The organism is Gardnerella sialicivorans subsp. sialicivorans, from assembly GCF_056746795.1.
This window is the reverse complement of the sequence record NZ_JBWPXA010000003.1, coordinates 222,315-244,850: the sequence shown is the minus strand read 5'-3', so window position 1 is coordinate 244,850 and position 22,536 is coordinate 222,315. Positions and strand designations below refer to the sequence as shown.

The following is a 22,536-nucleotide window of genomic DNA, read 5'->3' as shown; positions in this document are numbered from 1 at the left end:
CAGTGTTTATCAAGCTTTTAACCCAATAATTCCTTGTAAAACGGGTGAAATTTTTCCCTGTTAAGACGGCTTATTTTTTCTTTTTCTTGCTCGCTGATAAGCCCTTTTTTAAAGAGTGAAACGGTAAGTTTTTCGGCTATTTCAAAACGAAAATCCGCCTGCATACTCTCTTTTGTCCAAGCCCTCGCTTTAACATCCGTTAGCCCGTGAACATCATTACTTATTTGCATGATGCTCACCTCCAAAACGATGTTCTATATAGCAGGCGTGGCAGCAGTATTTTCTGGTTTTATTACCGTAAGAGATAAAAGAATTTTTGCAGTTAAGACAAGCACACTCATAGTTTGCCTGTCTTTTTACCAACTGTGTATGCTTACTCCACCACGTGTTTCTACACGCGTCAGAACAGAAACGTTTAACTTTTCTTCCTTTGTTTTGCTTAATTGGTTTTGAACAAGATTCACATAATTCCGTCTGTATTTTCATAGACTGGATTACGCCTAGACTATTACGTTTGCAGTAGCTTTTAATCGTATTAACGGAAACATCCATACGGTTTGCAATCTGCGTATAGCTAAGACCTTCATCTCTTAGTAATTTGACTTGCTGTTTTTCTTCCACATTCATTTGCCTGTGCCTCCTTACATCACAGGCAAAGAAAAAACAGTGTTTTTTAACCTATTGACTTGACAATTTAACCTTAAAAAAAAATAAAAAAAGCCCGAGGATTGCTCCAGTGTAGGAACAAGCCTCGGGCTTTATAATTGTTTCAAACTGTTTTATAAGAGTTCGTTTACTCGTTTTTGTACCGTATCATAATCGTATCCGGCTTGAGTTAGACGCTGTTTACGAGTGCTACCGTTACCCCAAGCGCCTCGGATTACTTCACGGGCAAGCTCATCAACCGACTTTCTATAAGCTTTAACACCGAGAAGCTCATTAACCTTATTTTGCACGCTCGCATAATCGTATCCGGCAGAAGTTAAACGCTGTTTACGCTCATTTCCGTTACCCCAAGCGCCGTTAATAACTTCTCGCGCCACCTCATCAATACTTGATGTTTGAGGAGCAGTGTATGAACCACCGTTTTTATATCCGTTTAATCCAGCGTTTTTAATAATGCTTGGATAATCCTTGTAAGCATAATCCATGTCAACTCTGCCGGCTACTCCAGGCACACTGCCACTTGACGAGTATTGCCAAAGACCATACGAACCCTGATAATTGCAGTGCGTGTTCCACTGTGCGATCCACAAAGCGTAACGGTTTCTAACATGAGCGGACACAAGATTATTAGCAGTTGAAAGCGAAGTGTAAAAACCTGCATAATACCCGCAAGCTTCCAGCTTATTGCAAAAACTGGTAATCAGCGAATCGCAGAAAACTCGCCCACGGTTAAGCTGGCTTTTCTCTTCCAAATCAAAGTAAACAGGATACTCAAAACTCTTACCTGAAAGCATGTTCATTAAGCTTTGAGCTTCCTCAGCCGCCTCAAAACCAGAGTTTGCGTACGAATACCAGTAGGCTCCAACATCAAGACCGCATGTTTTTGCTTTACGATAGTTCTGTTCAAACCACTTGTCTTTGCATCCGATACCGTATCCTGCTCGAATGATCACAAACTCAACACCGGATGCTTTCACCGCGTTGAAATCAATGTCACCCTGCCAAACTGATACGTCTATTCCTCTTTTACTCATGAGTATTGTCCTTCCTATTCTTGTCATGTAATTGTTCTAAAACGTTTTTTAATTTCTCAGGCACGGGAAGCCCCAGGTGAGCCGCGTTTTCGGTTAAAGATAATCCTTCGTTAGATAGGTAGAAGAAAATTACCGCGGTTCTCATCACGCTTCCTTGCTTCAAAACATGAAAATCTATAATGTTTGCTATACCAACAAGCATAAAAATGAGCACCTTTCTAAAAATGCCCTTAAAACCAATGCTGCTAGACAGTTTCTTATCCGTGACCGCACACATCACGCCTGTAATATAATCCGCAACCACAAATAAAACGAGTGCGAGGATAAGCCCGTCGCACCCGCCTAAAAAGTATCCCAGCCAGCCGCCTACCAGTGTGAAAGCCAGTTGAGCACTATTCCAAAATCCTCTCATAATTCTCCTTACAAGTTTTCCTAACATTTGCCAGTACTCTTATAAAAACAAAAAACAAAAAGTAGAAAGTAATAAAAAAGGACAGGCATGGTTTAAACCACACCTGCCCTAACATTTCAACATTTCAGCATTTCAACTGATATTATTTTTCAACACATGACTACTACTTAACACATTCTTCAGCATCTTCACCTTTCCCAGCCGCTTCATCTTTTTCAGTTTTTTCGTCTTTTTCGGCTTTTATTTTCAAAATCTCGTCGTTAAGTTCGCGTTCTCTAGAATTAAAATAGTCTTCTAACTGTTTCACATACGCTTCATATTCCATCGAGTTTTCCGCGATCACCGCCGAACGCATATCAGATAATACGCTTGCAACAATGCCTTCTATCATGTAAGTAGGTATTGGTATTTGCTTATTCAACTCGACTATTTTTTCGTTTAACTCAGCCTTATATTTTTGCACAGCTACCGCGTAGCTAATTGTCGGTTTTACCACTACTCTCCTCCAATCTTTTTAGAATAATATCCAGCTTGTGGCTGATTTCGCATAAAATTTTCGTATTATCAACTACAGGTGTTGTAATACTTTCTGTCACATCTTTTAAGCGCGTACCCTTATTAGCCACTATTTTGTTTGTGGGAATAATGAGTTTCTCCATAACAAATTCTCCCTTTATTCTCCCTATAACAAATTCTCCGCCAACGTTCACTTCCACGCTTCCATCAACGCTTCCGCCAACGTTTACTTCCGCGCTTTACTTCCGCGTTGTTTAATAGTATTTAACTTTCATGAGTATCCCGTTTTTAAACACCATGTGAGCGTTAGAACCCCATTTTGAAGCTTTCCCATCCTGGTTCATTTCAATAATCTGCACATAGTTAATATCCGCGTCTACTCCTGCACCGTCTTGCCAAACAGGATCTATAATCTTGTTACCATGCATGTAAAAGTTGCATCCAGCGTGAATACCATACTCTTTATAAATGCTTTGCGAACGTGAAAAACACAGCATAGTAGCGTATGTTTCTTCATCAGCCGTTTTACGTTGCGCGAAAGCCATATACTTTCCGTCGCTAGTAAGATGAAAAACTAGACCCTTGTGAGAATTATCTTCTTCCCACTCGCCGGTTCCAACATAGCCAATATACACGCCGTTACGGTAGAAGTTGTTCCCATTTTTATCAAAAACAGCTCTTTTATGATCCTCATCAACTTCACCATCGTAAAGCTCTATCTGCCCGGGTGTTATTTGCACGTATTTACTCGAATGGTTAAACCCGAGAAGGAAACTGTTATAGTTTTGCTGCATGAAACTACCAAAATCACCTTTTTTAACCATTGAAGATATGGAATCTTCTACTATGGTTAGTTTAGAAATAGCCTTATCAGCCGTGGATTTAGCAGCCTCAATGTCTTTATCTTTAACTCTGATCCAAGCGAACGTTCTAAAACTACTTATACTGTCAGCTGAAACGTAATGCCATAGTTTGCTTGTTCCACCTTTATACGGGTGTTCAGACTCAGGATAATTTTCACCTTTAACCTCAATAATGTTAATATCTTCAGGCAGTTTAGACACGTATCCTGAAATTTCTCCTGAATACTCTTTTTTAATGCTATCAATCTTAAAACCATAATTGTCAAACGGAGACCAGTTAGTTCTAAAATGTAGCCAAAACTCACTTGATGGAACAAACACTGTTGCGCCAGAAATTTTTTCACCAGTTAAACCCGGTATAGCGTAAATTTTATCCTCATACTTGTAAAAAATGTCTACAAAATCGTCAAAAGCTGATTCCGTGTGCGACTTCTCATTAAATTTTACGGCTAAACTTTCCTGCTTAACAATAAGCCTGTAAGCGTAGCCGGTTGACGTGTCGTAGAAAAAATCACCAACATGCTGCATTTTTTCACTATCAGTCAGCCACAAGCTCATAGGAGCGTTAAACTGGCTTGGAGTATACGAGCCGTAATAGTTACCGTTTTTCTGTTTAAGACTATGGTTAACGCTTTCAACACCAGCCTCAATCTTACCGTCTGTAACATTCAGTTTCGTGTTGATTTCACTTATCGTGTAATAGTTTTCAAGCCTCCTACCAGTGTCTTTTATAGCCTCGTTTTTTGCTTTACTAATCTGCTTTTCTACCTGCGAAGTGTAAGAAACTGAAAGTTTTTCCGCGTCAATCGAATGCCCGATAATCCTGTCACCATACACCATGCCGTCAAGAGTCATCGCAGTACTGTAAGGGCCTGAAAAACCGTTATGGCTTCCAGCAATACCATTCATGTTAACCTGTAAAACTTTCGTAGCAGTGTTCTTATCAGGCGTATCCATGTAAAGGTCACGAACCCACATGCCTTTACTATCGTATTCGCTTATCTTATAGCCGCTTTGAGAATTACCCATTTGCGCTTTAATATTATCTATCGCAGCTTTAACACGCTCGTTATCAATTTTTCTAGTTTCAACCGCTTCTTCTTTTAACGTTTGAACAGCATGCGACACGTTTTGCACATACCCTTTAGAAATCCTGCTCGCAAGCACGATTCTCATTTCGCCTGGTTTTTGAATCGGTATAGTCTTTTTTACTACAGGAAACACACGGTCCATGCCAAATTGTGGAGCGAGACAACGAACCCTATCCCCACACTCAATCGTCGCATAATATAAACCTAACTCGGATAAGTCAACCGCGCTAAGGCTTATTTCTACCCTTTCAAACTGGTTATCCTGTAACCATTTAACAGCTTTACGCATAAGATTAGTTGGAACTGTCACATTATTAAAATTAATAACTTTACAAACCCAGCCGAATGTTTTTTGCGCTTCACGAGATACTATATAGTTTTTCCCATTGTTTATTGAAGTAATATCAACATGCTTTTTAAGAACCTCGTTTTCACCATCCTCGTTTTCCAACTCTTTGCCGAGAGGAATAACCGCTGTAGTAACATCCTCTGCTGAAAGGTTTTCCGCGTATTCAAGCAGGTTCAAGCCGAAACTAATATGCTGGCTTGTAGCTTTACCTATTTCCTCTAAACGTAGGTAATCTAAGTAAAGTTTCCCGTCTTCTTTTCTAAGACGCAAATATCCGCCAAGCTTTTCAACCATTTTACCCATAATCGCTTCAAGCGTGGTTTCAAAATTAGTAAACCTGTAGAGCGAATCATTCGAGTCAGATACTGTTACGAAACCAATTCTTATTTTCTTATAATCATCTACCTGACTGTTATGAGCTTGTAAAAGTTTTTCTAAAAGCTGGTAGGAACTCTGATCATGATATTCTTTCTGAGGTTGAATACTATCAGCTAAGTAAGTTAACAACCCTACGCAAGTTACTTTCTTACTACCATACAAGTCTTTTACTTGCTCTCTAACCTCGCCGAAGAAAATCTCCTCATCGTCACGCCACACGCTTACTATTGATTTCCGGTTTTTAATAAGCTCATAGCAAGGGTTTTGACTCGGGCAAGTAAACGTTAACGTTCCCGCAGTGTTAAGCTCCAAGTTTAACGTGATATCATCAAGTACCGCTTTGTCATCATTCGGATAGTAAATCGTATTACCGTCAAGCATGATCCTGTACACTCACAACCACCCCCTTTTATAGGAAATATTTACCATCCCGTTTCCAACGAATGTTAAACTCATGTTTATTTTTGAACGAAGCTGTGGGAAACGGTTAACACCTGTTTTAATCTCATAGTTTTTACCATTAGAATCCAGTAGCATACTGTTAGACGACAGGTTGTTAAATTCTGGAATCAGCGTCATGTCAAAATCGTGAACGAGTGTTATTTCACGCTTATCATCTACTTGCATACCCCATATTGTGTGAACCCCATCCGAATCATCTACACTATACTTATATGGTTGCAGCTTATAGTTGAGTGTGAGAGTTGAATAGTTTTTATCCGATTTAAAATCACTAACCCACACTCGACCCTGATAGTAGAACAATGGTTCATCATCAAGAGACAGTTTCACACTCTTGCCGTGTATTAACGTTTTAACCCTATGGCATGTTTCACTCCACTTGTTTTTGTTTGCAACAATGAATTCAAAACAGCCTTCACGCATCTCGTATAACACTTCACCGGCAAGACTTTCACTAATATCAATACTTTCCTGCCTGCCTGGTATTTGCAAATACTCTAATTTAGGTTCTGGAAGTTGAACTAGTGGACGGCTTGTAGCAACCAGCCCTAGATCGTTAAAACTATGCAACCCGTTTATTAGCATCCCATACACTTTTACCACCCCCTTGCTTTTCTTGTTTGAAGCTTGAAAAGCTCACTGTCCATCCTGTGCGCGATACCACCCACTAGTTCGCCAGTGTCGAGCACAATACTCTGGTTAGAAAACTGTGGGAAATACGCGTCCATAATCGCTAGAATCTGGTTCATAACACTAAGCATTTGCGTGTTCGCTCCCGCGCTCATATTCTGCAAAGTATCAAGCCCCATGATCACTTCCGGGCCTTTCTCTCCGCCGCCAAGCATACGCCCGTTTTTCTCACCGAAAATAGTCGCCCCGTTTAACAGCATTGGCTTGTTCATTGCTTTCTTATACCAGTCGATAGCAAGATACGGTACAGACGGTGGCGTAAGAGAGAATTGTCCTTTAATACTAAAATGCGGCAGTTTAATATGAGGAAGACTAAGTTTTATGCCAGAGAAAAACCCTGTTATAGCGTCGATTACTGCTTTAACCTTGTTTTTCGCCGCTTCTATCGGAGTGATGATAGCGTTTTTAATACCATTCCAAACTGACACAACCGTGTTTTTAATACCGTTAAACACAGACTTAACCATGTTTGCTACTGAATTAAACACTGTTGAAATGCTTGTTTTAATACCGTTTACCACGCTCATGATCGCAGTTTTAATACCATTCCAAACACTTGTTGCAGTGTTTTTAATACCGTTTAAAACGTTAGTGAAAAACGATACGATACTATTCCAAACATTCATGAAAAAGTTTTTCACACTCGACCACAGTTTGTTCCAACTAGTGCCAAAGAAAGACAAAAACACGTTAAAAACGTTTTTTAACGTGTTAAATACTGTTATGAACGTGTTTTTAACCGCGTTCCAAACAGCAGTAAAAATTTCTTTTACACCATCCCAAAGCTGAGACCAGTTACCGGTAAACAAGCCTATAAAAACGTCTAAAACGCCTGTGATTAAATCAAGAACGGTTTTGAAACTAGTAAAACTTAAATTTAAAGCGCCTTCAAACAGTGGAGCTAGAATAGCACACAAACCATTCCACACTGTTTTAAGCCCTTCAACAATACTCGTAAAATCAATACCAAGGCTTGACAGTTTTTCTTTAACACCATTAACAAAACCGGTGAAAGTTTCCTTAATTTTCTCCCAAACAGCAATAACACTGTTTCTAAACTCTTCGTTAGTGTTCCATAAGGTTACAAAAGCTGCTACCAGAACACCAATAACCGCAACAACCGCGAGTATTGGCGCGGATACTCCACCTAAAACAGCGCCTAACCCTTCAAGAATGCTAGAGCCGGAAGTAAAACTTGCGAACATTTTACCTATAAACAAAGCTAGTTTAGAAAACCCTTGTATAGCAACACCTATTTTAGAAATACACGTTCCAAGAACCACTAAAAAAGGGCCGACTGCCGCAGCAATCAGCCCAAGTGTCACTATAAGTTTTTGGCTTTCTGGAGAAAGCTGTTTAAATTTAGAAAGCCATGCTGATATTTTCTGCATTAATGGTGTTATGACGGGAAGTAAAACATTACCAATAGTCGCAGCAATATTCTGCAACTCTGTTTTTAGAATCTTCATAGAACCCGAAGCGCCCGCAGCTTCACGCCCAGCCTGCCCTTGAGCGTCAGCAGTCTGCTCCATAATAAGAGCCAAAGTAGCAGCCTGTTTCGCTTGCAAGCTCATCGCGCCTCTACCATCATGCAAACCCATGGCAAGAGCTTTAGCTTTAATAGTCGCCTCGTTAACACCCATACCATAATTGTCAAGCATCGCATTATTACCTTTAAGCGCGCCTGTTAAAGCAAGAACAGCAGACTCGGTTGTGCCACCAAACATAGCAGACAAGTCGCCTGCAAGAGCAACCAGCTTCTGACTCATCTCGGCTGCTTCAGCATCACTTTTCCCACCAATATTTTTCAACATCGCGCCCATAGTATTCGCATACTCTAAAGCTTGACCTTGAGCAATACCATAATAGGATTTCAAACTTCCTGACCATTTAAGCATCTTGTTAGCAGACTTACCGTAAATCTGCTCTGTAGCCCCCATAGCATCCTGTAAGTCTGCTGCAGCAGTAAAACCAGCAGTACCAATAGCAGCAATCGGCAGCGTAACTTTCGTGCTTAAACTTTGACCAAGAGATGACATACCATCTCCTAGTTTCTTTATCTTTTTACTCGTACTATCAAACTGGCTACTAAGCTTGGTTAAACTAACACTACCTACCTGTTTTAATTTTTCTTTTAAACTATCAAGATTATTTTCTGTCTCAACAATCTCACGCTGCAACGCATCATACTTGTCTCTACCAAGCTCCCCGTTTTCCAACTGTACTTTAGCCTGCTTATCAGCCTGTTTCAAAACGTTAAGCTTATTAGACGTTTCTTGGATTTCTTTCTGCAAAAAAGCCTGCTTTTGGCTTAAAAGCTGCGTGCTAGTCGGATCAAGTTTCAAAAGCCTATTAACATCACGAAGCGACTGCTCGGTTGAGCGAATAGTCGAATTCACCTGTTGTAAAGACTTATCTAAGCCTGTAGTATCCCCACCAATTTCAACAGTAATACCTTTAATCCTGCTTGCCATAACTTCACCTCCCTTGACTCTTAATTTACGCGTGAAAAAATTCAGATTTTCTGTTTAATACCGCAATGTGAGAATGACTGGTTTTCGTCTAGAACCTATCAAATTCTGTTTGGCTTGCGAGCTTATCGTATTTCACACTATCGTTTGCTTTCTCCGTCCACATGTCTAAAATCATGCCGATGGTTAAAAGATCCAGTTCGCCAATACTAATCCCAATTTCGGTGCATCTAAGAAGAAACAACGCGGTTGTCATTTGCCGTGTTGTTGCTTTAAATTTTTTTTAGATTTTACTTCAGTTTCCAAGTTTGCTCCCCAAAGTTCTAGAATTTCAGGAAGAATCTCGTAGATAGAAAACATTTCAAACTCGTCAAGCCACTCATCAATACTCGCTGGAATACTATTATCCGCATGGTAAGCCATGATATAAGCCACGTTTTCAAAAATTTCAAGATCCGATATTTCAAAAACACCCTCGTTGATTTTGAAAGACTGCTCTAATTTTGACAGGTCTTTGAAAATATCACGCTTGAATTTAATACGATACAATCTTGGAATAGTGGCGGAAGAACGAAACTTCACGTCTTTACCATTTACTTTTACTGTTTTTTCTAACACTTTTACCCCTTTAAAACTTATTTGATTTCCGCGTTAACTTGCGGAACGTACACGCTCTTATACCATTTCTCATAGGTTTCTTTTGAAGTAGTGTCACCACTCCTAGATTTCACCAAACCATCTTCTCTAGGATCAGCCGTAAGCGACAAAGTTTCCGTACCCGGTTCTATAGTGTCTTCCTTAGTTTCTGACTCGATAGACGGTCGTGTTGCTGAACAGTTATATAAAACGTGTCTGATCGCGTTCACGTCACCATCAAACTCAAACAGGAGCGCGAATTTTTCTGTTTCACTAATCTTCGCGTTTTCAACCAGCACACCGTTTTTATCTAGTTCTTCTCGTAGTATTTGCGTCCTAAACCATTCAGGTATAAGAGCAATTTCCAAGTCGCCACTGTAACCGTTGTTAGCAGTCGACCTGAAGTAAACAATCCCGTCAGCGTAAAACGGTGAGGATTCACCCTCAGCCTCAAGGCTTATACTCACCGCCCCCGGAATCGGCTTAGGCTCATCGTAGGAGAAACCACTCGAATCTTTTTTAAGTTTTGCCGCGTACACGTTTTTCAGATTGTATTTAACCTTGTTTCCCATTTTCTGTTACCTCCATTTCAAAAATGTAGAGTGTTTCATAAAGCTGTTCCAACTCTATGAACGTTTCTGTTTTGTTATAAAAAATGCCGTGCCTATCAAGCACGGCTTCAACTTGTTCTTCCAGCACGGGGTTCTTATAGTCTGCGTATAGTTCAATATGAACTTCGTTTGCTTTAAAATACGTTTTCCCGTCTGCAGAAAAATTACTGCTCGCAGGCGTAAGAAACAGGAGGAAAGGCGGATTAGGGGATTCTCCTTCAGCAAAATGGTGATATGCGAAAGGAAAACCTATCTCCCTCATAATGTTTAAAAGATTACCCATTTTTAACCGCCTCCTCTATTTCTTTTTCAAAACTTCGTACTGCTTTACTCTCAGCCTCAGCAATGTGTGCTCTAGCTTCCACGCGTCCGCCGCCTCGTTTAGCATGACCGTACTCTAACAAGTGTGTAAGCTGATACTTGTTTCTAGAATGCACTACGAGAACTAGTCTGCTGCCTGTTTCGCTTAATGTTTTAACAGCCCAACTTTTCGCATACGCTCCAGTTCGTTTAGGAGCTGTCATGTTAATTTCTTCTTTTGCTGTTTTACCAGCGTTTTTTACTGCTTCTTTTACTTTCCCGGTTGTAACTTTCGCGTAAGTTTTAAGCTCTCTAATAACTTCTTTAGAGAGGCTGCCAATACTTACTTTGCTCACTTTTTACACCTCTTACAGTGAAGTTTCAGGCTTTTCTTCTTATAATTCATGTGGTCAACACCTAAAATCTCGTAAACCGTATCACGGAAAATAATCCTGTAACCAAGAGATGAGACTACGGCTGTTTCTTTCGAATAGCGGATAGTAAAATCTATTTTTGACTCATCCCACACGTTTCCCGCCGAAGTCTGCTCCATTGGACTTTCAGCACTCACCGTCGCGTAACACTCGTAATATTTACTCCACTTAATCTTATGGTTACCAATATCATCAATTTCAACACTGTTTTTAAGCAGCACAATACGCTCGTTTAATAAACTTATTCTCATTTAAAACCCCGTTTTTCTAACAGTAAAAAGCATCGAACGTAAAGTGAGAGTTAGCGTGTGATGGTCTGCTTCTTCCCGATGCTCATACAAGTAGCCTGTAGCGTATAAGACTGCGAGCCGATACTCGTCAAAGTTTTCACTAATCAAACTAGTATCGTTTTTACGAGCTACTCCCTGGCAGAGTTTTTCAGCAGAACGAATAAGGGTGTTGATAAGCTCATCATCTTCTCGACTATCCACCCTAAGATAGTTTTTTGCTTCCTCGACTGTAACTATCATCAACACCCCTCCTTAACTTTTAAGCTGCTACGCTTGTTTTAACAGGCAGAATCTGTACTGCTTCTTTAAGCACGAGTTTGCCGTCTACACGCTCTTTAGCAACGAAACCTATCATGCCGTTTCCAGCGAAAAGTTCGGTAAGCTCTTTAAACGAGCGTGAACCACGGTCGCCAATGTTGTAGTACGAGTAGTCACCAAAAGCCACCATGTTTTCAGGCGCGTAAGCAGACGTGTAAACCGGGTATCCGAGAATCCTGTTCGGCTCATCATCCTGGTATGAAGGCTGCCAAACATACGCGCCATTATTGTCTTTAAGTTTTCGTATGCTCGCGACCGTTTTATCGTTCATAATAAAACTCGCGTTTTTACGGTATGGTCGCCTCAAAGCGTGAACAAGATCAATCAGATCATCAGTTTTAATACCGGTAGTTTCTTTAAGGAACGTACCACCGTCTTTCTTGTTGAAAATACCAGTCGGTTTTCCCACGCCATCCCCGTTAAGAAAAGCGTCTTCCTCAGCGTTAGCCAACGCCATGCCGAAGGATGTGAGAAGATGATTCTCGAGGTTAAACGCATTATCATACAAGAGTTCTTCAGTAACTTTTACCGCAACGTGAAGCTTATGAGCGTCAAGCAGGATTTGAGCAAACTTGGAATCCCCAAAGTTAAGGCTTGCGCCTTCTTCAATCCAAGCTGCTGCAGGATCGCTCATCGCAACATTAATCTTATGCTCGCCACTAGTAGTAATCGTGGTAGCAAGAGAGCGAATAATGTTTTCTTCTTTCAACGTTTCAATCAGACGATTATCGTATTCTTCCGGCACAAGATACCCACCGTCAGAGTCAATCCCTTCTTGAAGAATATTGTCCAACTTTTTGAAGTTAGAACGTAGAGCTGTAAGCATTGCCTGCTTATACTCGTCACGCGCACGACCTTGTTTTTCAAGGTTCACACCTGTTTTCATAGGTTTTGCAACAATCGCCTCGGATGTTGGTTTTGAAAGCTCCTTATCCATTACTTCCATCTGCTCTAAACGTTCAATTTCCATACTGTAAGCTTTCACTTTCGCTTCCATCTCATCGTAAGTTTTCGCGTCTTCTTCTGAAATAAGCCCGTCCTTGTCACGTTTAGACTCAAGGAAAGCTTTTGCACCCTGCCAGGCCTTGTTACGTTTCTCAACCATGTTTGAAATAGTGTTCATCATGTTTACCTCCAATTTTTGATTAAAAAAAGACGATCCATAAGATCGTCTGCACTAATATTGTTTGTTTCCTTACCGCTTATCCGGCAGGCTTTACATATTTTTTCCAATAACGTGTTTTGCACGCTTGCTTTCGAATACAATGTTGAAACTTGTGGTATGCCAATATCAGTGGTTTCACCTCTAGTTAAAACACCGTCCGCGAACCCGAGTTCTACCGCCTTGTTAGCATCCATCCACGTTTCCGAATCCATTAAATGCGACAGTTTCACACGGTTAAGCCCTGTTTTAATCTCGTAAGCGTTAATAATGGACTCTTTGACCTCATCAAGCATTGATATTGCTTTTTCCATTTCGTTTCTGTTGCCAAAAGCAACCGTCATAGGATTATGGATCATAAGCATTGACACCGGGCTCATATAAACCTTTGTGCCAGCCATCGCAATCACTGATGCAGCCGATGCTGCAATACCGTCAATTTTGACCGTCACACAACCCTTGTAATCCATGAGCATGTTATAGATTTGTGCTGCAGCCACACAATCGCCGCCAGGCGAGTTAATCCACACTGTAATATTCCCACTACCAGCGTTTAACTCGTCTTTAAAAAGTTGTGGTGTAATATCATCATCAAACCATGATTCTTCAGCAATCGTACCGTTAAGAAACAGTGTCCTCTCAAAAATCTCATTATTCTCACTGTTGACCGCCTGGTTTTTCCACTGCCAAAACTTCCTCATCACCTTTTTCCTCCTTTCCGCTACTGTTTGCGAACGCTCCTGCACGGTTAAGCGGGAGCATGTTACCGTTAATCAAATACAAGTCGCCACCTTCACAGGCTGGAATCTTATCCAAGTTTTCTAACTGTCTAATATCGTTTGCGCTCATCCAACCGTTTTGACGAGCGGTAGCATAACCATTCATACGACTCTGATAGTCTCCTCGAAGAAGACCATCCACGTTAAACTTCACATAATAGGTTTCTTTCTCCTTATCAGTAAAAAGCCGCCTCGTAATAGACTGTTCAAAACGCGCCACCCAAGGATCAAGCGTGTATTTCACAAACTCCAGCGACTGCTGCTCAATATTAGAAAAACTTGATTTTTCCAAATCACCAACCATGTGTGGTGGGACTCTAAAAATACGAGCAATCTCGTTAATCTGAAACTTACGAGTCTCTAAAAACTGTGCTTCGTTAGGCGAAATAGAAATAGGCGTATACTTCATGCCTTCCTCTAAAATCGCTATCTTATGCGAGTTAGAACCCGAGAACCCCTTATTCCAACTATCCCTCATACCAGACGGATCTTTTACTGTTCCGGGGTATTCCAAGATGCCGCTTGGTGTAGCACCGTTAGCGAAAAACGATGCACCATACTCTTCCGTAGCTATCGCCATACCGATAGCGTTTTTTGCCATCGCAATAGGCGAATAGCCAACAAGCCCGTCAAAACCAAGACCGGGAATATGAAGCACGTCAAAGGGTTTAAGTTTCACACTCGTTTCTTTACCCGCTAAAACATCACTATCATTTAACGTATACTCGTAAAAAATTTGACCACTCTCATCCCGGTCAACTCTCATACGATCAGGCATTAAAGGGTATAAGCCTAAAACCTCGCCTTTACCGTTTCGAATAATCTGCGCGTAAGCATTACCCCATAACAGTAGATGCGTCATCAAGGTTTCTCTAAACACGAAGCTTGTCATTTCAAGATTCGGCTCATCATGAAGCACCTTATACAAAGGATGTTTAACCGCTTTAGCCGTACCCGTACTCGTCCGCTCATACACGTGAAGCGGCAGACTCGCCACCGCTTCAGACAGGATACGCACACACGAGTAGACAGCCGTCATCTGCATCGCCGAACGCTCATTCACCCTCTTACCAGAAGAAGACATGCCACTAATAAACCTTTGAGCATTCAAGTTAAAACGATTCTCAGGCTTATCTCTACTCTTAAAAATTTTACTAAAAATACTCATACCCCTCCTTATTACATGAATAGGATTCCTCGAGCGTCATACACGCTCTTCGTGTTCGCGTTACCGCATCTGATAGCACGGTCAAGTGCCATGATGGTTGCGATAGCACCGTCTATTTTCTCGGTTGATTTTTCCTTATCGCATTTAATGTTTCCTGCAGGATCAGTGCGAATGAAAATGTTATCCATATTCCAGCGAAGCACCGGATGAGCGGAGTGTGCGATTTTCTGCTCGAGTGTAAGCTTCATAAGCTCCTTGGTAGGCGGACTCATATCCTTAAATCCCTGTCCGAACGGAACCACGGTAAACCCCATGTTTTCAAGGTTTTGCACCATTTGCACCGCGCCCCAACGGTCGAAAGCAATCTCACGAATATTGAAACGTTCACCTAAAGTTTCGATGAATTTTTCAATAAACCCATAGTGAACAACGTTTCCTTCCGTAGTTTTAATAAACCCTTGTTTTTCCCACACGTCATAAGGCACGTGATCTCGTTTCACACGCAAACTCAAGGTTTCTTCAGGCACCCAAAAATATGGTAGGATACGAAACTTATCCGACTCATCTTCTGGTGGAAAGACCAAAACAAAGGAGGTAAGGTCGGTGGTGCTTGAAAGGTCAAGACCCCCGTAGCAGACCCTGCCCTCGAGTTCTTCTTCGTTCACCTGAAAACCGCAAGCATCCCACTTTTCCATCGGCATCCAACGAATAGACTGTTTCACCCACTGGTTAAGACGAAGCTGACGGAAAGCATTCTCTTCACCGGGATTTTGCCGGGCTGACTCGAAAGCAGCCTTAACTTTCTCCATTTGAACCGTCACCCCAAGAGAAGGATTAGCTTTCTTCCACACCTTCGGATCCGTCCAATCATCCGAATCTTTTGCACCATAAATCACTGGGTAAAAAGTTGGATCAATTTTCCTACCCTCGAGAATATCCACTGCTTTCTGATGCGTCTCATAGCAGATAGAATGCGTATCCGTACCAGCCGTGGTAATCAGAAAATACAGTGGCTGCATGCGAGCATCCCCGGAGCCTTTAGTCATCACGTCAAAAAGTTTACGGTTTGGCTGCGTGTGAAGCTCATCAAACACGACACCGTGAATGTTAAAACCGTGTTTAGAGTAAGCTTCAGCCGACAACACCTGGTAGAAACTGTTAGTTGGTAGGAAAATAATACGTTTTTGCGAAGCTAAAATTTTAACCCTACGATTAAGAGCCGGACACATTCTAACCATGTCCGCCGCCACATCAAACACGATCGTTGCCTGCTGACGATCCGCCGCACAACCATAAACTTCCGCACGCTCCTCATTATCCCCACAGCATAAAAGCAGTGCCACTGCAGCAGCAAGCTCACTTTTACCCATCTTCTTAGGTATCTCAATATAAGCAGTATTAAACTGACGGTAACCATTCGGTTTCACCACGCCAAACAAGTCCCTAATAATCTGCTCCTGCCAGTCAAGGAGCTTAAAAGGCTTACCAGCCCACGTTCCCTTCGTGTGTGTTAAACATTCAATAAAACTTACAGCATAATCCGCTAAATCCTTACTATAGGTTGAATTTTCTTTTTTAAACTTAGTAACCTCGTATGCTTGCAACTTAAGCTCCTCCTTTCTTTAGGCATAAAAAAAGACGCTTTCAGCGCCCACATCATTTCTTATCTTTCCTACGAGAAACAGGGCCTAAAAGCCCTGCTACTTTTAATAAAACTTCAGTTTCTAGTTTCTAGCGTCAAGGATCATTTCTAAAGCCTCATTTGCAAGCTTGCCTGTTGGCATAATATCCCAGCCTCTATCATAGTTTGCGATAACCTTGTTATTGTTTTTCAAAGTAAGCTTGGAAATTCGACCCTGGTTAATCCCATATTCGCTTGGCTCTTCAAAAACCTTCATACTGTAGCTTACAACCTGATCTTCAACTTTAAGCGTATCTTGTTCCCACATGGTTTTGCTCCTTTTTCTGTGCTTTTTGTTAGTACTATATATCACTCTAAAAGCACCTAATAGCAAGTCATAAATGAGAAAAAATCGCAGGTAATTCCACGATTTTTCTTTAGGTTTAACCAATTTTTCTTTTTAATTTCTTGCCTGTTTAATCGCTTGGTAGGCTTTTTGAATATCCTTGTCCAAGGTTTCAGCATCCGCAAACAGTTCAAACTCCGTATCGTTTAGTTTTCCTTCGCTTACCTTCCAAAGCTCCTCGTGAGCTTTACTGGCGCAGGTTTTTGCTGTTTGCGCAATGTCGAGCATGCTGATAGCCGAACTAATTTTCCCTTCTTCAGCTTTTTTGATTGCGTTTAGCGTGTAGCGTCTGCAGGCTTTAACTTCGCTTGTAAGTCTTTGTAAGGTTTCTTTTTTCATAGGTTTTTCTCCTTTGCTTCTTTGCTTTTGCTGATACTATATATCACTCTAAAAGCACATATTATCAAGCAATAAATGGGATAAAACCGCTGATATTTCCACTAATTATTGTTCTTACAAGTCGCTAATTTTTCGGCACTTATCCACGCCATAAACAACACTTAGCCCGCTTCCTGTTTCCCAAGAAACCATGATTGAACCCATATCATCAACACCTCGTACTCTGCCTTTAGTGCCGATAGGAGGTGCCTGAACATCATCCATTAAGATAAGCTCTACCACACAACCTATCGGATAAGTTTTTCTCAGCTTTTCAACCTGTTCTCTACTTACCGTTCTCATCATTCACCTCTTTCGTTTCTAAAAGCACACGAGCCTTCTAAACGGGAAAGCAAAATCTTTCTATCCTTTTTAAACTCGTCTCCTATAAACCCGAGTCTAAGAAGAAAACATCTGAAAGCATACTTATCGTTAACCGGCTTATGCTTAGTTTCATTCACATGTTTTACTTCCAAGCTCATTTTGCAAAGAGCAGAAATAAGCTTCGTGTAAGTATCCATATGATCTTGGCTTACATCTTTAAACCAGGGAAAACTAACTGTTTCATCGTTTTCTTCTATTTCAAGGCTTGTCACATCGAGTGCTTTTTTGATTAAATCACCCTTGTTTTTGATGATTTTTCTAAGCTTAGTCACATCAAGCTTATCTTTTGGAAACTCGACTGTAAGCATGCGTGTGCTTTCACTCAGGTTTTCCGGAAGGCTTATACCATAATCGCCCTCGAGTATTTGTTTTAGATCCTTTAGGTCTTCATCATCCGCAGATGTTACTGTCCCAGTTTTATCAACTGTGAAAGGACCTATCTTGTAAGCCATGCTGGGTGTTTTAAGATACGCGGCTTTAAGACCTGTTAAGTTTTCTATTGCTTGTATGAGTGGTTTTCTTTTAGAACCTTTTAAACCATATTCTAAGCTCATTTTAATACCTCCTTTAGGTTTTTCCTTGTGTATATACATCACTCTAAAGAAGGTTTATAGCAAGTCTTATGTGCTTTCTTTCGCCTGAAAATAAGCGATATTTTTGAGAACGAAATACACGCAGGGAAGTGCCACGCCGTTGCCCCACATCTTGTATTCCGCTGAATCAGTGTGAGGATTTTTAAGCCATTTGATTATCTGGTTTTTGCTTTTAGGCTTACAGGCGTTCGTGACTAGTTTTCGATGTGTTTCAAACACATCCTGCCAAAAGATAAGCTCTTCATCGCTCGGATTTTCCGTTTGAAGACTATCACACCAACAGTCAGGAAAACCCTGCAGTCTTGCACATTCTTTCGGTGTTAAACGTCTAACCACATAGTGTTTATCCTCATTCATATCGTTTACGACAGGAGGATCTTTATAGTCACTTGCCACAAGCGTGTCTGTCATTTCAGCCCGAGCATTCGTGTGATGCGAGTTTTTACTCGTAGAGTACACGATTGCAAGACCGCCTTGATTAGCTTCAGGCGAGTTTAGCCCTGTGTTAATTGTTCTTGCCAGTTTCGTTTCATACACTTTAGCACGCTTGTTTTTCGTGTTGAGCGATGTTAGACGAACGTCAAAACAGGTTTTATCACAAACCACAAAAGGCTGATTATTCCCGCCGGTTCCAAACGTGGAAAGCACGGTTTGAGACACGCTAAGAGGTCCTTTATACCGTGAGTCATGTCCGTGATTTTCAAACACGAGCGGTGGATGGTTTCCCACACTTGCTGTAAGCGTGCCGCTTTTGTTTTCAAACACGTCCATTCTGCTTCCACCCTGATCGTTTAAACAGTATCTTTCGATTGCATCACCAGTGCCTGTTTCAAAATGTCCGGCAGTTTCTTGCCACGGCTTTCCGCTCGCCGTAAAATCCCCAGGCATGCTTTCTTGCTCAAATAATATTTTTCCGGCACTTTGTCCATCAAAATCTGCGACAAGAAAGATACGTTTTCTTCTCTGGGGTACTCCGAAGTATGAAGCATCAAGTACCCTCCATGCGAGTGAGAAATCTTCTGCCATGACAAGTCCTGCACTGCTCCATTTTTCAGGTCTAGGAGCATTAAACGAATGTCCTTTGACAGCACAGATTTCTTTGATAACTTTCTCGAAGTCTTCTCCTTTATTTGAGGAAAACGCTCCCGGAACGTTCTCCCAAACGATATATCTTGGTTTTTGTCCACCTGTTTTCCTCCTCATCTCTTTAATAATCCGAACCGCTTCAAAAAACAGGTTCGAGCGAGAACCGCTAAGGCCTGCCCGTTTACCTGCAATCGACATGTCCTGACATGGACTTCCAAACGTGATAATATCAACCGCATCCACAGCATCACCGTTAATCTTTGACACATCACCTAAATGCTTAACATAAGGCAATCTTTTAGTGGTAACTCTTATAGGAAACGGCTCAATTTCACTTGCCCATAAAGGTTTAATCCCCGTAAGCGTAGCCGCTAAAGGAAAACCGCCCGAACCATCAAAAAGGCTGGCGAGTGTAAGTGTTTTACTCATCGCCAGCCTCTTTCATCATTTCAATTGCCTGCTTAAAGCTATACTGTTTCCCATCTCGTATAAGAAGCACGTCCTTGGTTTTATCCTCGTGAAACTTCATATACCGTTTAACCGCAACGTCAATGAATTTAGGTTCAAGCTCCACTCCAAAACAAACTCTGCCAATCTGCTCACAGGCTATAAGCGTGGACGCTGATCCTAAAAACCCGTCTAACACAACACTGTTTGTTTGCGTGCTTTGTTTAATAAGATAAGCGATTAACGGCACGGGCTTACTTGAAGGATGCCCACAGCCTTCTTCCTTCGAGTTTTTAATCCCATCGAACTCAAACACGGCTGTCTGTTTCTGATCACCATACCACTTATGTTTACCGTCTTTACGCCAACCGTAAATAATCGGCTCCATATTAAACTTCCAGTCCGTTCGCATAAGTGGAGCTCTCGGCTTTTTCCAAATTAAACCGGCTGCCACCTTAAAACCTGCGTCCTCAAAAGCATCGTAGAAAACACGTGCTTTCATCGTTGCGTAAAATTCGTAAATAGATGCGTCAGCTGCCATAGAGTTTTTGAAGTTGGTAAAAACTTTCATTAAAAACTCGTAGCCTTCTTTATCACTTAAATCATCATTTTTAATTTTCCCTGACGCGTTTTCAAGGTTTACGAAATAAGGTGCGTCCGTGCAAACAAGATTTACTTTCGTTTCACCCAGCAGTTTTTCAAACGTGGACGAATCAGTTGAATCACCGCAAATAACACGATGCTTACCAAGCGTCCATATGTCACCTGTTTTAGAAAAACACGGTTCTTCCAATTCTTTTTCAACATCAAAATCATCATCGCTTACGTCTTTATCAGCATCAAAAATACTGGAAAGCTCTGCCTCGTCAAACCCGAGAAGATCAAGGTTAAAATCAGCTCCTTCAAGCTCCGACAATTCAACTGCTAATAGCTCATTGTCCCAGCCTGCGTTAAGTGAAAGCTTATTATCCGCAATAATATAAGCACGCTTTTGTGTTTCAGTTAAATGGTTTTCTTTCACGCACGGAACTTTTTTAAGACCCAGTTTTAGTGCCGCGGCAAGCCTGCCGTGGCCTGCGAGAATCGTATTATCTTCCGCCACTAGAATCGGGGAAAGGAAACCAAACTCGCGAATACTTGCCGCTATCTGAGATACTTGCGCCTCAGAGTGCGTGCGAGCGTTTCTCACATACGGGATAAGCTCACTTACGTCAGCCAAATAATACTGCATTTCTTTTTCCATAAGCTTTCCTCCCGTTAGAAAAGACCCCAGCAAGCCAGCTTTTCAAAACCACCCACCGAGTCAATATAATCTTTCGCAATTTTCACAATCTGCGCATACGGTTTACCATCAACCATTTCATCCCCGATAGCACAAGAAAACTCAACCACCCGTCCGGTTTCCTGCGCTTTCAAAAACGCGTAAATATTAACCGACACGTCAGCTTTCGTAAGATCTTTACCATGAAGGCCGCCGCCTGTAACAGCATCAGCCATGTCTGACCCGAGTTTTCGGTTAACCGCCCCCGTATCCACGCTGATACCACCCGTCCAGTCGCCTAAAGGATTAACAAACGCTGTCGGATAGTCTTTCAATAAGTCTTCTCGTTTAGCGTGAGACTGGCAGATGATAAGCTTTTCACCATCAAGAACATACTTGCCGTCATACGGATACTTTTCATAAACCTTTCGAGCAATAGTAGAAAGCTTCTTCTGCTCGCCTGTTAGTGGTACGCCTTTAAAAATCCCATTATCAGCGCAACGAACCATACCATCCTGGTTTCGGCTTAAATGCTTATCCTGCGGCACAACCGTAATATCAATCTTTACTTTCCCAGGGCTTAAACGGTGGATAATATTTTTAATATCCTTAAACTTAAACATCACCGTGCTTTCAATAAACACGGCACACTTACCATGCCCAAGCATCACCTCAACAGCAATCTTCGGATTCTCATCAATCTTGTAAGCCAGATCAACAATTGCTCCAGCAATACGATCCGCAATCTTGTCAACATGCGACGGGTTTACTTTTTCTATCATAATTTTTTCTCCTAAATGTTTTTACGTGTAATAAGCAGGCGTTCCATTAAATCGTTTTGAGGTGAAACACCATCAAACTCAGTCGAACAGTTTTCTTTCACAATCTGGAAAATCTCATTCCAAAGCCTGACCGCCTGATTCATGTAGTTAATACCAATATTGATAAAAGGCGATGGTATCGGTTTTCCCGTGGTCGGATGCTTGGAAAGAAACCCGAGTTTACTGGTTACTTCCTCGCATTGAATCCAACGAGCACAGCTCATCGCATACCGTTCAATAAGAGGAGATGGCACTTTACTGCTCACACCAATGTCTTTTAGCCACTTCCACGTTTCAGCAAAAATTTCTCTAGCCTGAAGCTGAGTACCATCTTTTTGCGTGGCAGATAAAAACTCGTGAGGCTGAGGCATTTCAGCACCTTCAAGCTCCGGAATATCAAGAACACTTAAAGGCCTGCCACCGGGGTTTCCTTCACTCGCTTTTTCAACAACCGCTTTCTTTTTACGCCCGGCACCCACGCGTCTGCCGCCACGACCGCCGATATTATTTGATTTTGTAGGCAAACTTTCCGCCTCCTTCCCACGTGAGTTTTAACTATTAAAAAATTTTTGTGTCTGATTTTGCCTATTACCCTTTTGAATATGCTGTTTTTGCACGCGAGACCCTGCGCCCGTTCCCCATGGGGTAGGCTCGTAGAGATTTAAACCCCCCTAGGGGGTGGGTTATTTGTTATGCCAGCGGTCTCCACGCTTAGCGTGAATTTTAGAATGACAGGATTTGCATAGAGAAATAAGATTCTCTCTAGCGTGTGTTCCGCCTTCAGCAATCGGTTTAATATGATGAACCTGTTCTACCGGCACAAGCATATGGTTCTTAAAGCAAAGCTCACAGAAAGGATGCTCTTTCACATAAGAATCTCTGACTTTCTGCCATGCTCTGCCGTAACGC

The 22,536-nt window shown here is 41.6% G+C and carries 28 protein-coding genes; all 28 read right to left on the bottom strand.

Annotation, left to right across the window (positions count from 1 at the left end; translation table 11 throughout):
* Positions 1-17 precede the first annotated feature (17 nt).
* On the bottom strand, positions 18-230 hold the full coding sequence (locus AC1EKB_RS03325) for an SHOCT domain-containing protein (RefSeq protein ID WP_415697667.1): 213 nt from the start codon (positions 228-230) through the stop codon (positions 18-20).
* Positions 217-627 carry an RNA polymerase subunit sigma-70 gene (locus AC1EKB_RS03320; protein ID WP_415697668.1) on the bottom strand — a complete coding sequence of 137 codons (411 nt, stop codon included), beginning with the start codon at positions 625-627 and terminating at the stop codon, positions 217-219. The genes AC1EKB_RS03325 and AC1EKB_RS03320 overlap by 14 nt, the downstream gene beginning before the upstream one ends.
* Before the next feature lie 152 nt (positions 628-779).
* On the bottom strand, positions 780-1,700 hold the full coding sequence (locus tag AC1EKB_RS03315) for a GH25 family lysozyme (RefSeq protein ID WP_481248837.1): 921 nt from the start codon (positions 1,698-1,700) through the stop codon (positions 780-782).
* Entirely contained in the window at positions 1,693-2,112 is a 420-nt protein-coding gene (locus AC1EKB_RS03310; RefSeq protein WP_410311444.1) for a phage holin family protein, read from the bottom strand. The genes AC1EKB_RS03315 and AC1EKB_RS03310 overlap by 8 nt, the downstream gene beginning before the upstream one ends.
* A gap of 163 nt (positions 2,113-2,275) precedes the next feature.
* On the bottom strand, positions 2,276-2,608 hold the full coding sequence (locus tag AC1EKB_RS03305; protein ID WP_410314812.1) for a toxin: 333 nt from the start codon (positions 2,606-2,608) through the stop codon (positions 2,276-2,278).
* The gene (locus AC1EKB_RS03300; protein WP_065189411.1) at positions 2,589-2,771 is read right to left on the bottom strand and encodes a hypothetical protein; all 183 of its coding nucleotides are present in this window, start codon (positions 2,769-2,771) and stop codon (positions 2,589-2,591) included. Before AC1EKB_RS03300 ends, AC1EKB_RS03305 begins: the two co-directional genes overlap by 20 nt.
* A gap of 111 nt (positions 2,772-2,882) precedes the next feature.
* Positions 2,883-5,690: a phage tail spike protein gene (locus AC1EKB_RS03295; protein WP_481248856.1), complete on the bottom strand. Its 2,808-nt coding sequence runs from the start codon at positions 5,688-5,690 to the stop codon at positions 2,883-2,885.
* Positions 5,691-5,702: 12 nt separating this feature from the next.
* The gene (locus AC1EKB_RS03290; RefSeq protein ID WP_481248855.1) at positions 5,703-6,365 is read right to left on the bottom strand and encodes a hypothetical protein; all 663 of its coding nucleotides are present in this window, start codon (positions 6,363-6,365) and stop codon (positions 5,703-5,705) included.
* Between the two features lie 2 nt (positions 6,366-6,367).
* The gene (locus AC1EKB_RS03285; protein WP_481248836.1) at positions 6,368-8,935 is read right to left on the bottom strand and encodes a hypothetical protein; all 2,568 of its coding nucleotides are present in this window, start codon (positions 8,933-8,935) and stop codon (positions 6,368-6,370) included.
* Between the two features lie 249 nt (positions 8,936-9,184).
* Entirely contained in the window at positions 9,185-9,550 is a 366-nt protein-coding gene (locus AC1EKB_RS03280) for a hypothetical protein (protein WP_004104969.1), read from the bottom strand.
* A gap of 17 nt (positions 9,551-9,567) precedes the next feature.
* Complete coding sequence (locus AC1EKB_RS03275; protein ID WP_410294677.1) at positions 9,568-10,140, bottom strand: major tail protein; 573 nt, start codon at positions 10,138-10,140, stop codon at positions 9,568-9,570.
* Positions 10,124-10,462, bottom strand: coding sequence for a hypothetical protein (locus tag AC1EKB_RS03270; protein ID WP_481248835.1), 339 nt, complete (start codon positions 10,460-10,462; stop codon positions 10,124-10,126). The genes AC1EKB_RS03275 and AC1EKB_RS03270 overlap by 17 nt, the downstream gene beginning before the upstream one ends.
* Positions 10,455-10,835: an HK97 gp10 family phage protein gene (locus AC1EKB_RS03265; RefSeq protein ID WP_065189406.1), complete on the bottom strand. Its 381-nt coding sequence runs from the start codon at positions 10,833-10,835 to the stop codon at positions 10,455-10,457. The genes AC1EKB_RS03270 and AC1EKB_RS03265 overlap by 8 nt, the downstream gene beginning before the upstream one ends.
* The gene (locus tag AC1EKB_RS03260) at positions 10,832-11,164 is read right to left on the bottom strand and encodes a phage head closure protein (protein ID WP_019260882.1); all 333 of its coding nucleotides are present in this window, start codon (positions 11,162-11,164) and stop codon (positions 10,832-10,834) included. Before AC1EKB_RS03260 ends, AC1EKB_RS03265 begins: the two co-directional genes overlap by 4 nt.
* On the bottom strand, positions 11,165-11,443 hold the full coding sequence (locus AC1EKB_RS03255) for a head-tail connector protein (RefSeq protein ID WP_422118577.1): 279 nt from the start codon (positions 11,441-11,443) through the stop codon (positions 11,165-11,167).
* 19 nt (positions 11,444-11,462) lie between these two features.
* On the bottom strand, positions 11,463-12,647 hold the full coding sequence (locus AC1EKB_RS03250) for a phage major capsid protein (protein ID WP_481248834.1): 1,185 nt from the start codon (positions 12,645-12,647) through the stop codon (positions 11,463-11,465).
* 2 nt (positions 12,648-12,649) lie between these two features.
* Positions 12,650-13,384, bottom strand: coding sequence for a head maturation protease, ClpP-related (locus AC1EKB_RS03245; RefSeq protein WP_421793201.1), 735 nt, complete (start codon positions 13,382-13,384; stop codon positions 12,650-12,652).
* Positions 13,341-14,630 carry a phage portal protein gene (locus AC1EKB_RS03240; protein ID WP_481248833.1) on the bottom strand — a complete coding sequence of 430 codons (1,290 nt, stop codon included), beginning with the start codon at positions 14,628-14,630 and terminating at the stop codon, positions 13,341-13,343. The genes AC1EKB_RS03245 and AC1EKB_RS03240 overlap by 44 nt, the downstream gene beginning before the upstream one ends.
* An 11-nt stretch (positions 14,631-14,641) precedes the next feature.
* Positions 14,642-16,234: a terminase large subunit gene (locus AC1EKB_RS03235; protein ID WP_481248832.1), complete on the bottom strand. Its 1,593-nt coding sequence runs from the start codon at positions 16,232-16,234 to the stop codon at positions 14,642-14,644.
* A 120-nt stretch (positions 16,235-16,354) separates the two neighbouring features.
* Positions 16,355-16,579: a DUF7678 domain-containing protein gene (locus tag AC1EKB_RS03230; RefSeq protein ID WP_065189446.1), complete on the bottom strand. Its 225-nt coding sequence runs from the start codon at positions 16,577-16,579 to the stop codon at positions 16,355-16,357.
* Between the two features lie 132 nt (positions 16,580-16,711).
* On the bottom strand, positions 16,712-16,996 hold the full coding sequence (locus AC1EKB_RS03225) for a transcriptional regulator (RefSeq protein WP_422119066.1): 285 nt from the start codon (positions 16,994-16,996) through the stop codon (positions 16,712-16,714).
* Between the two features lie 114 nt (positions 16,997-17,110).
* The gene (locus AC1EKB_RS03220) at positions 17,111-17,338 is read right to left on the bottom strand and encodes a DUF4314 domain-containing protein (protein WP_481248854.1); all 228 of its coding nucleotides are present in this window, start codon (positions 17,336-17,338) and stop codon (positions 17,111-17,113) included.
* Complete coding sequence (locus tag AC1EKB_RS03215) at positions 17,338-17,973, bottom strand: virulence protein (RefSeq protein WP_481248831.1); 636 nt, start codon at positions 17,971-17,973, stop codon at positions 17,338-17,340. The genes AC1EKB_RS03220 and AC1EKB_RS03215 overlap by 1 nt, the downstream gene beginning before the upstream one ends.
* A gap of 66 nt (positions 17,974-18,039) precedes the next feature.
* Positions 18,040-19,527, bottom strand: coding sequence for a DNA cytosine methyltransferase (locus AC1EKB_RS03210; protein ID WP_481248830.1), 1,488 nt, complete (start codon positions 19,525-19,527; stop codon positions 18,040-18,042).
* On the bottom strand, positions 19,520-20,788 hold the full coding sequence (locus tag AC1EKB_RS03205; RefSeq protein WP_101887640.1) for a site-specific DNA-methyltransferase: 1,269 nt from the start codon (positions 20,786-20,788) through the stop codon (positions 19,520-19,522). Before AC1EKB_RS03205 ends, AC1EKB_RS03210 begins: the two co-directional genes overlap by 8 nt.
* A gap of 14 nt (positions 20,789-20,802) precedes the next feature.
* Entirely contained in the window at positions 20,803-21,588 is a 786-nt protein-coding gene (locus AC1EKB_RS03200; RefSeq protein WP_481248829.1) for an S-adenosylmethionine synthetase N-terminal domain-containing protein, read from the bottom strand.
* Between the two features lie 11 nt (positions 21,589-21,599).
* Positions 21,600-22,151 (bottom strand): P27 family phage terminase small subunit, encoded by a 552-nt coding sequence (locus tag AC1EKB_RS03195; protein WP_032842293.1) that lies wholly within the window; start codon positions 22,149-22,151, stop codon positions 21,600-21,602.
* Positions 22,152-22,310: 159 nt separating this feature from the next.
* Positions 22,311-22,496: an HNH endonuclease gene (locus tag AC1EKB_RS03190; protein ID WP_481248853.1), complete on the bottom strand. Its 186-nt coding sequence runs from the start codon at positions 22,494-22,496 to the stop codon at positions 22,311-22,313.
* Positions 22,497-22,536: the final 40 nt, after the last annotated feature.

What these genes read in the sequence shown, in the direction of transcription:
- AC1EKB_RS03325 (WP_415697667.1), bottom strand. Translation starts at nt 230, where the DNA reads ATGCAAATAAGTAATGATGTTCACGGGCTAACGGATGTTAAAGCGAGG.
- AC1EKB_RS03320 (WP_415697668.1), bottom strand. Translation starts at nt 627, where the DNA reads ATGAATGTGGAAGAAAAACAGCAAGTCAAATTACTAAGAGATGAAGGT.
- AC1EKB_RS03315 (WP_481248837.1), bottom strand. Translation starts at nt 1,700, where the DNA reads ATGAGTAAAAGAGGAATAGACGTATCAGTTTGGCAGGGTGACATTGAT.
- AC1EKB_RS03310 (WP_410311444.1), bottom strand. Translation starts at nt 2,112, where the DNA reads ATGAGAGGATTTTGGAATAGTGCTCAACTGGCTTTCACACTGGTAGGC.
- AC1EKB_RS03300 (WP_065189411.1), bottom strand. Translation starts at nt 2,771, where the DNA reads ATGGAGAAACTCATTATTCCCACAAACAAAATAGTGGCTAATAAGGGT.
- AC1EKB_RS03295 (WP_481248856.1), bottom strand. Translation starts at nt 5,690, where the DNA reads ATGCTTGACGGTAATACGATTTACTATCCGAATGATGACAAAGCGGTA.
- AC1EKB_RS03285 (WP_481248836.1), bottom strand. Translation starts at nt 8,935, where the DNA reads ATGGCAAGCAGGATTAAAGGTATTACTGTTGAAATTGGTGGGGATACT.
- AC1EKB_RS03275 (WP_410294677.1), bottom strand. Translation starts at nt 10,140, where the DNA reads ATGGGAAACAAGGTTAAATACAATCTGAAAAACGTGTACGCGGCAAAA.
- AC1EKB_RS03270 (WP_481248835.1), bottom strand. Translation starts at nt 10,462, where the DNA reads ATGGGTAATCTTTTAAACATTATGAGGGAGATAGGTTTTCCTTTCGCA.
- AC1EKB_RS03260 (WP_019260882.1), bottom strand. Translation starts at nt 11,164, where the DNA reads ATGAGAATAAGTTTATTAAACGAGCGTATTGTGCTGCTTAAAAACAGT.
- AC1EKB_RS03255 (WP_422118577.1), bottom strand. Translation starts at nt 11,443, where the DNA reads ATGATAGTTACAGTCGAGGAAGCAAAAAACTATCTTAGGGTGGATAGT.
- AC1EKB_RS03250 (WP_481248834.1), bottom strand. Translation starts at nt 12,647, where the DNA reads ATGATGAACACTATTTCAAACATGGTTGAGAAACGTAACAAGGCCTGG.
- AC1EKB_RS03245 (WP_421793201.1), bottom strand. Translation starts at nt 13,384, where the DNA reads ATGAGGAAGTTTTGGCAGTGGAAAAACCAGGCGGTCAACAGTGAGAAT.
- AC1EKB_RS03240 (WP_481248833.1), bottom strand. Translation starts at nt 14,630, where the DNA reads ATGAGTATTTTTAGTAAAATTTTTAAGAGTAGAGATAAGCCTGAGAAT.
- AC1EKB_RS03230 (WP_065189446.1), bottom strand. Translation starts at nt 16,579, where the DNA reads ATGTGGGAACAAGATACGCTTAAAGTTGAAGATCAGGTTGTAAGCTAC.
- AC1EKB_RS03225 (WP_422119066.1), bottom strand. Translation starts at nt 16,996, where the DNA reads ATGAAAAAAGAAACCTTACAAAGACTTACAAGCGAAGTTAAAGCCTGC.
- AC1EKB_RS03220 (WP_481248854.1), bottom strand. Translation starts at nt 17,338, where the DNA reads ATGAGAACGGTAAGTAGAGAACAGGTTGAAAAGCTGAGAAAAACTTAT.
- AC1EKB_RS03215 (WP_481248831.1), bottom strand. Translation starts at nt 17,973, where the DNA reads ATGAGCTTAGAATATGGTTTAAAAGGTTCTAAAAGAAAACCACTCATA.
- AC1EKB_RS03210 (WP_481248830.1), bottom strand. Translation starts at nt 19,527, where the DNA reads ATGAGTAAAACACTTACACTCGCCAGCCTTTTTGATGGTTCGGGCGGT.
- AC1EKB_RS03205 (WP_101887640.1), bottom strand. Translation starts at nt 20,788, where the DNA reads ATGGAAAAAGAAATGCAGTATTATTTGGCTGACGTAAGTGAGCTTATC.
- AC1EKB_RS03200 (WP_481248829.1), bottom strand. Translation starts at nt 21,588, where the DNA reads ATGATAGAAAAAGTAAACCCGTCGCATGTTGACAAGATTGCGGATCGT.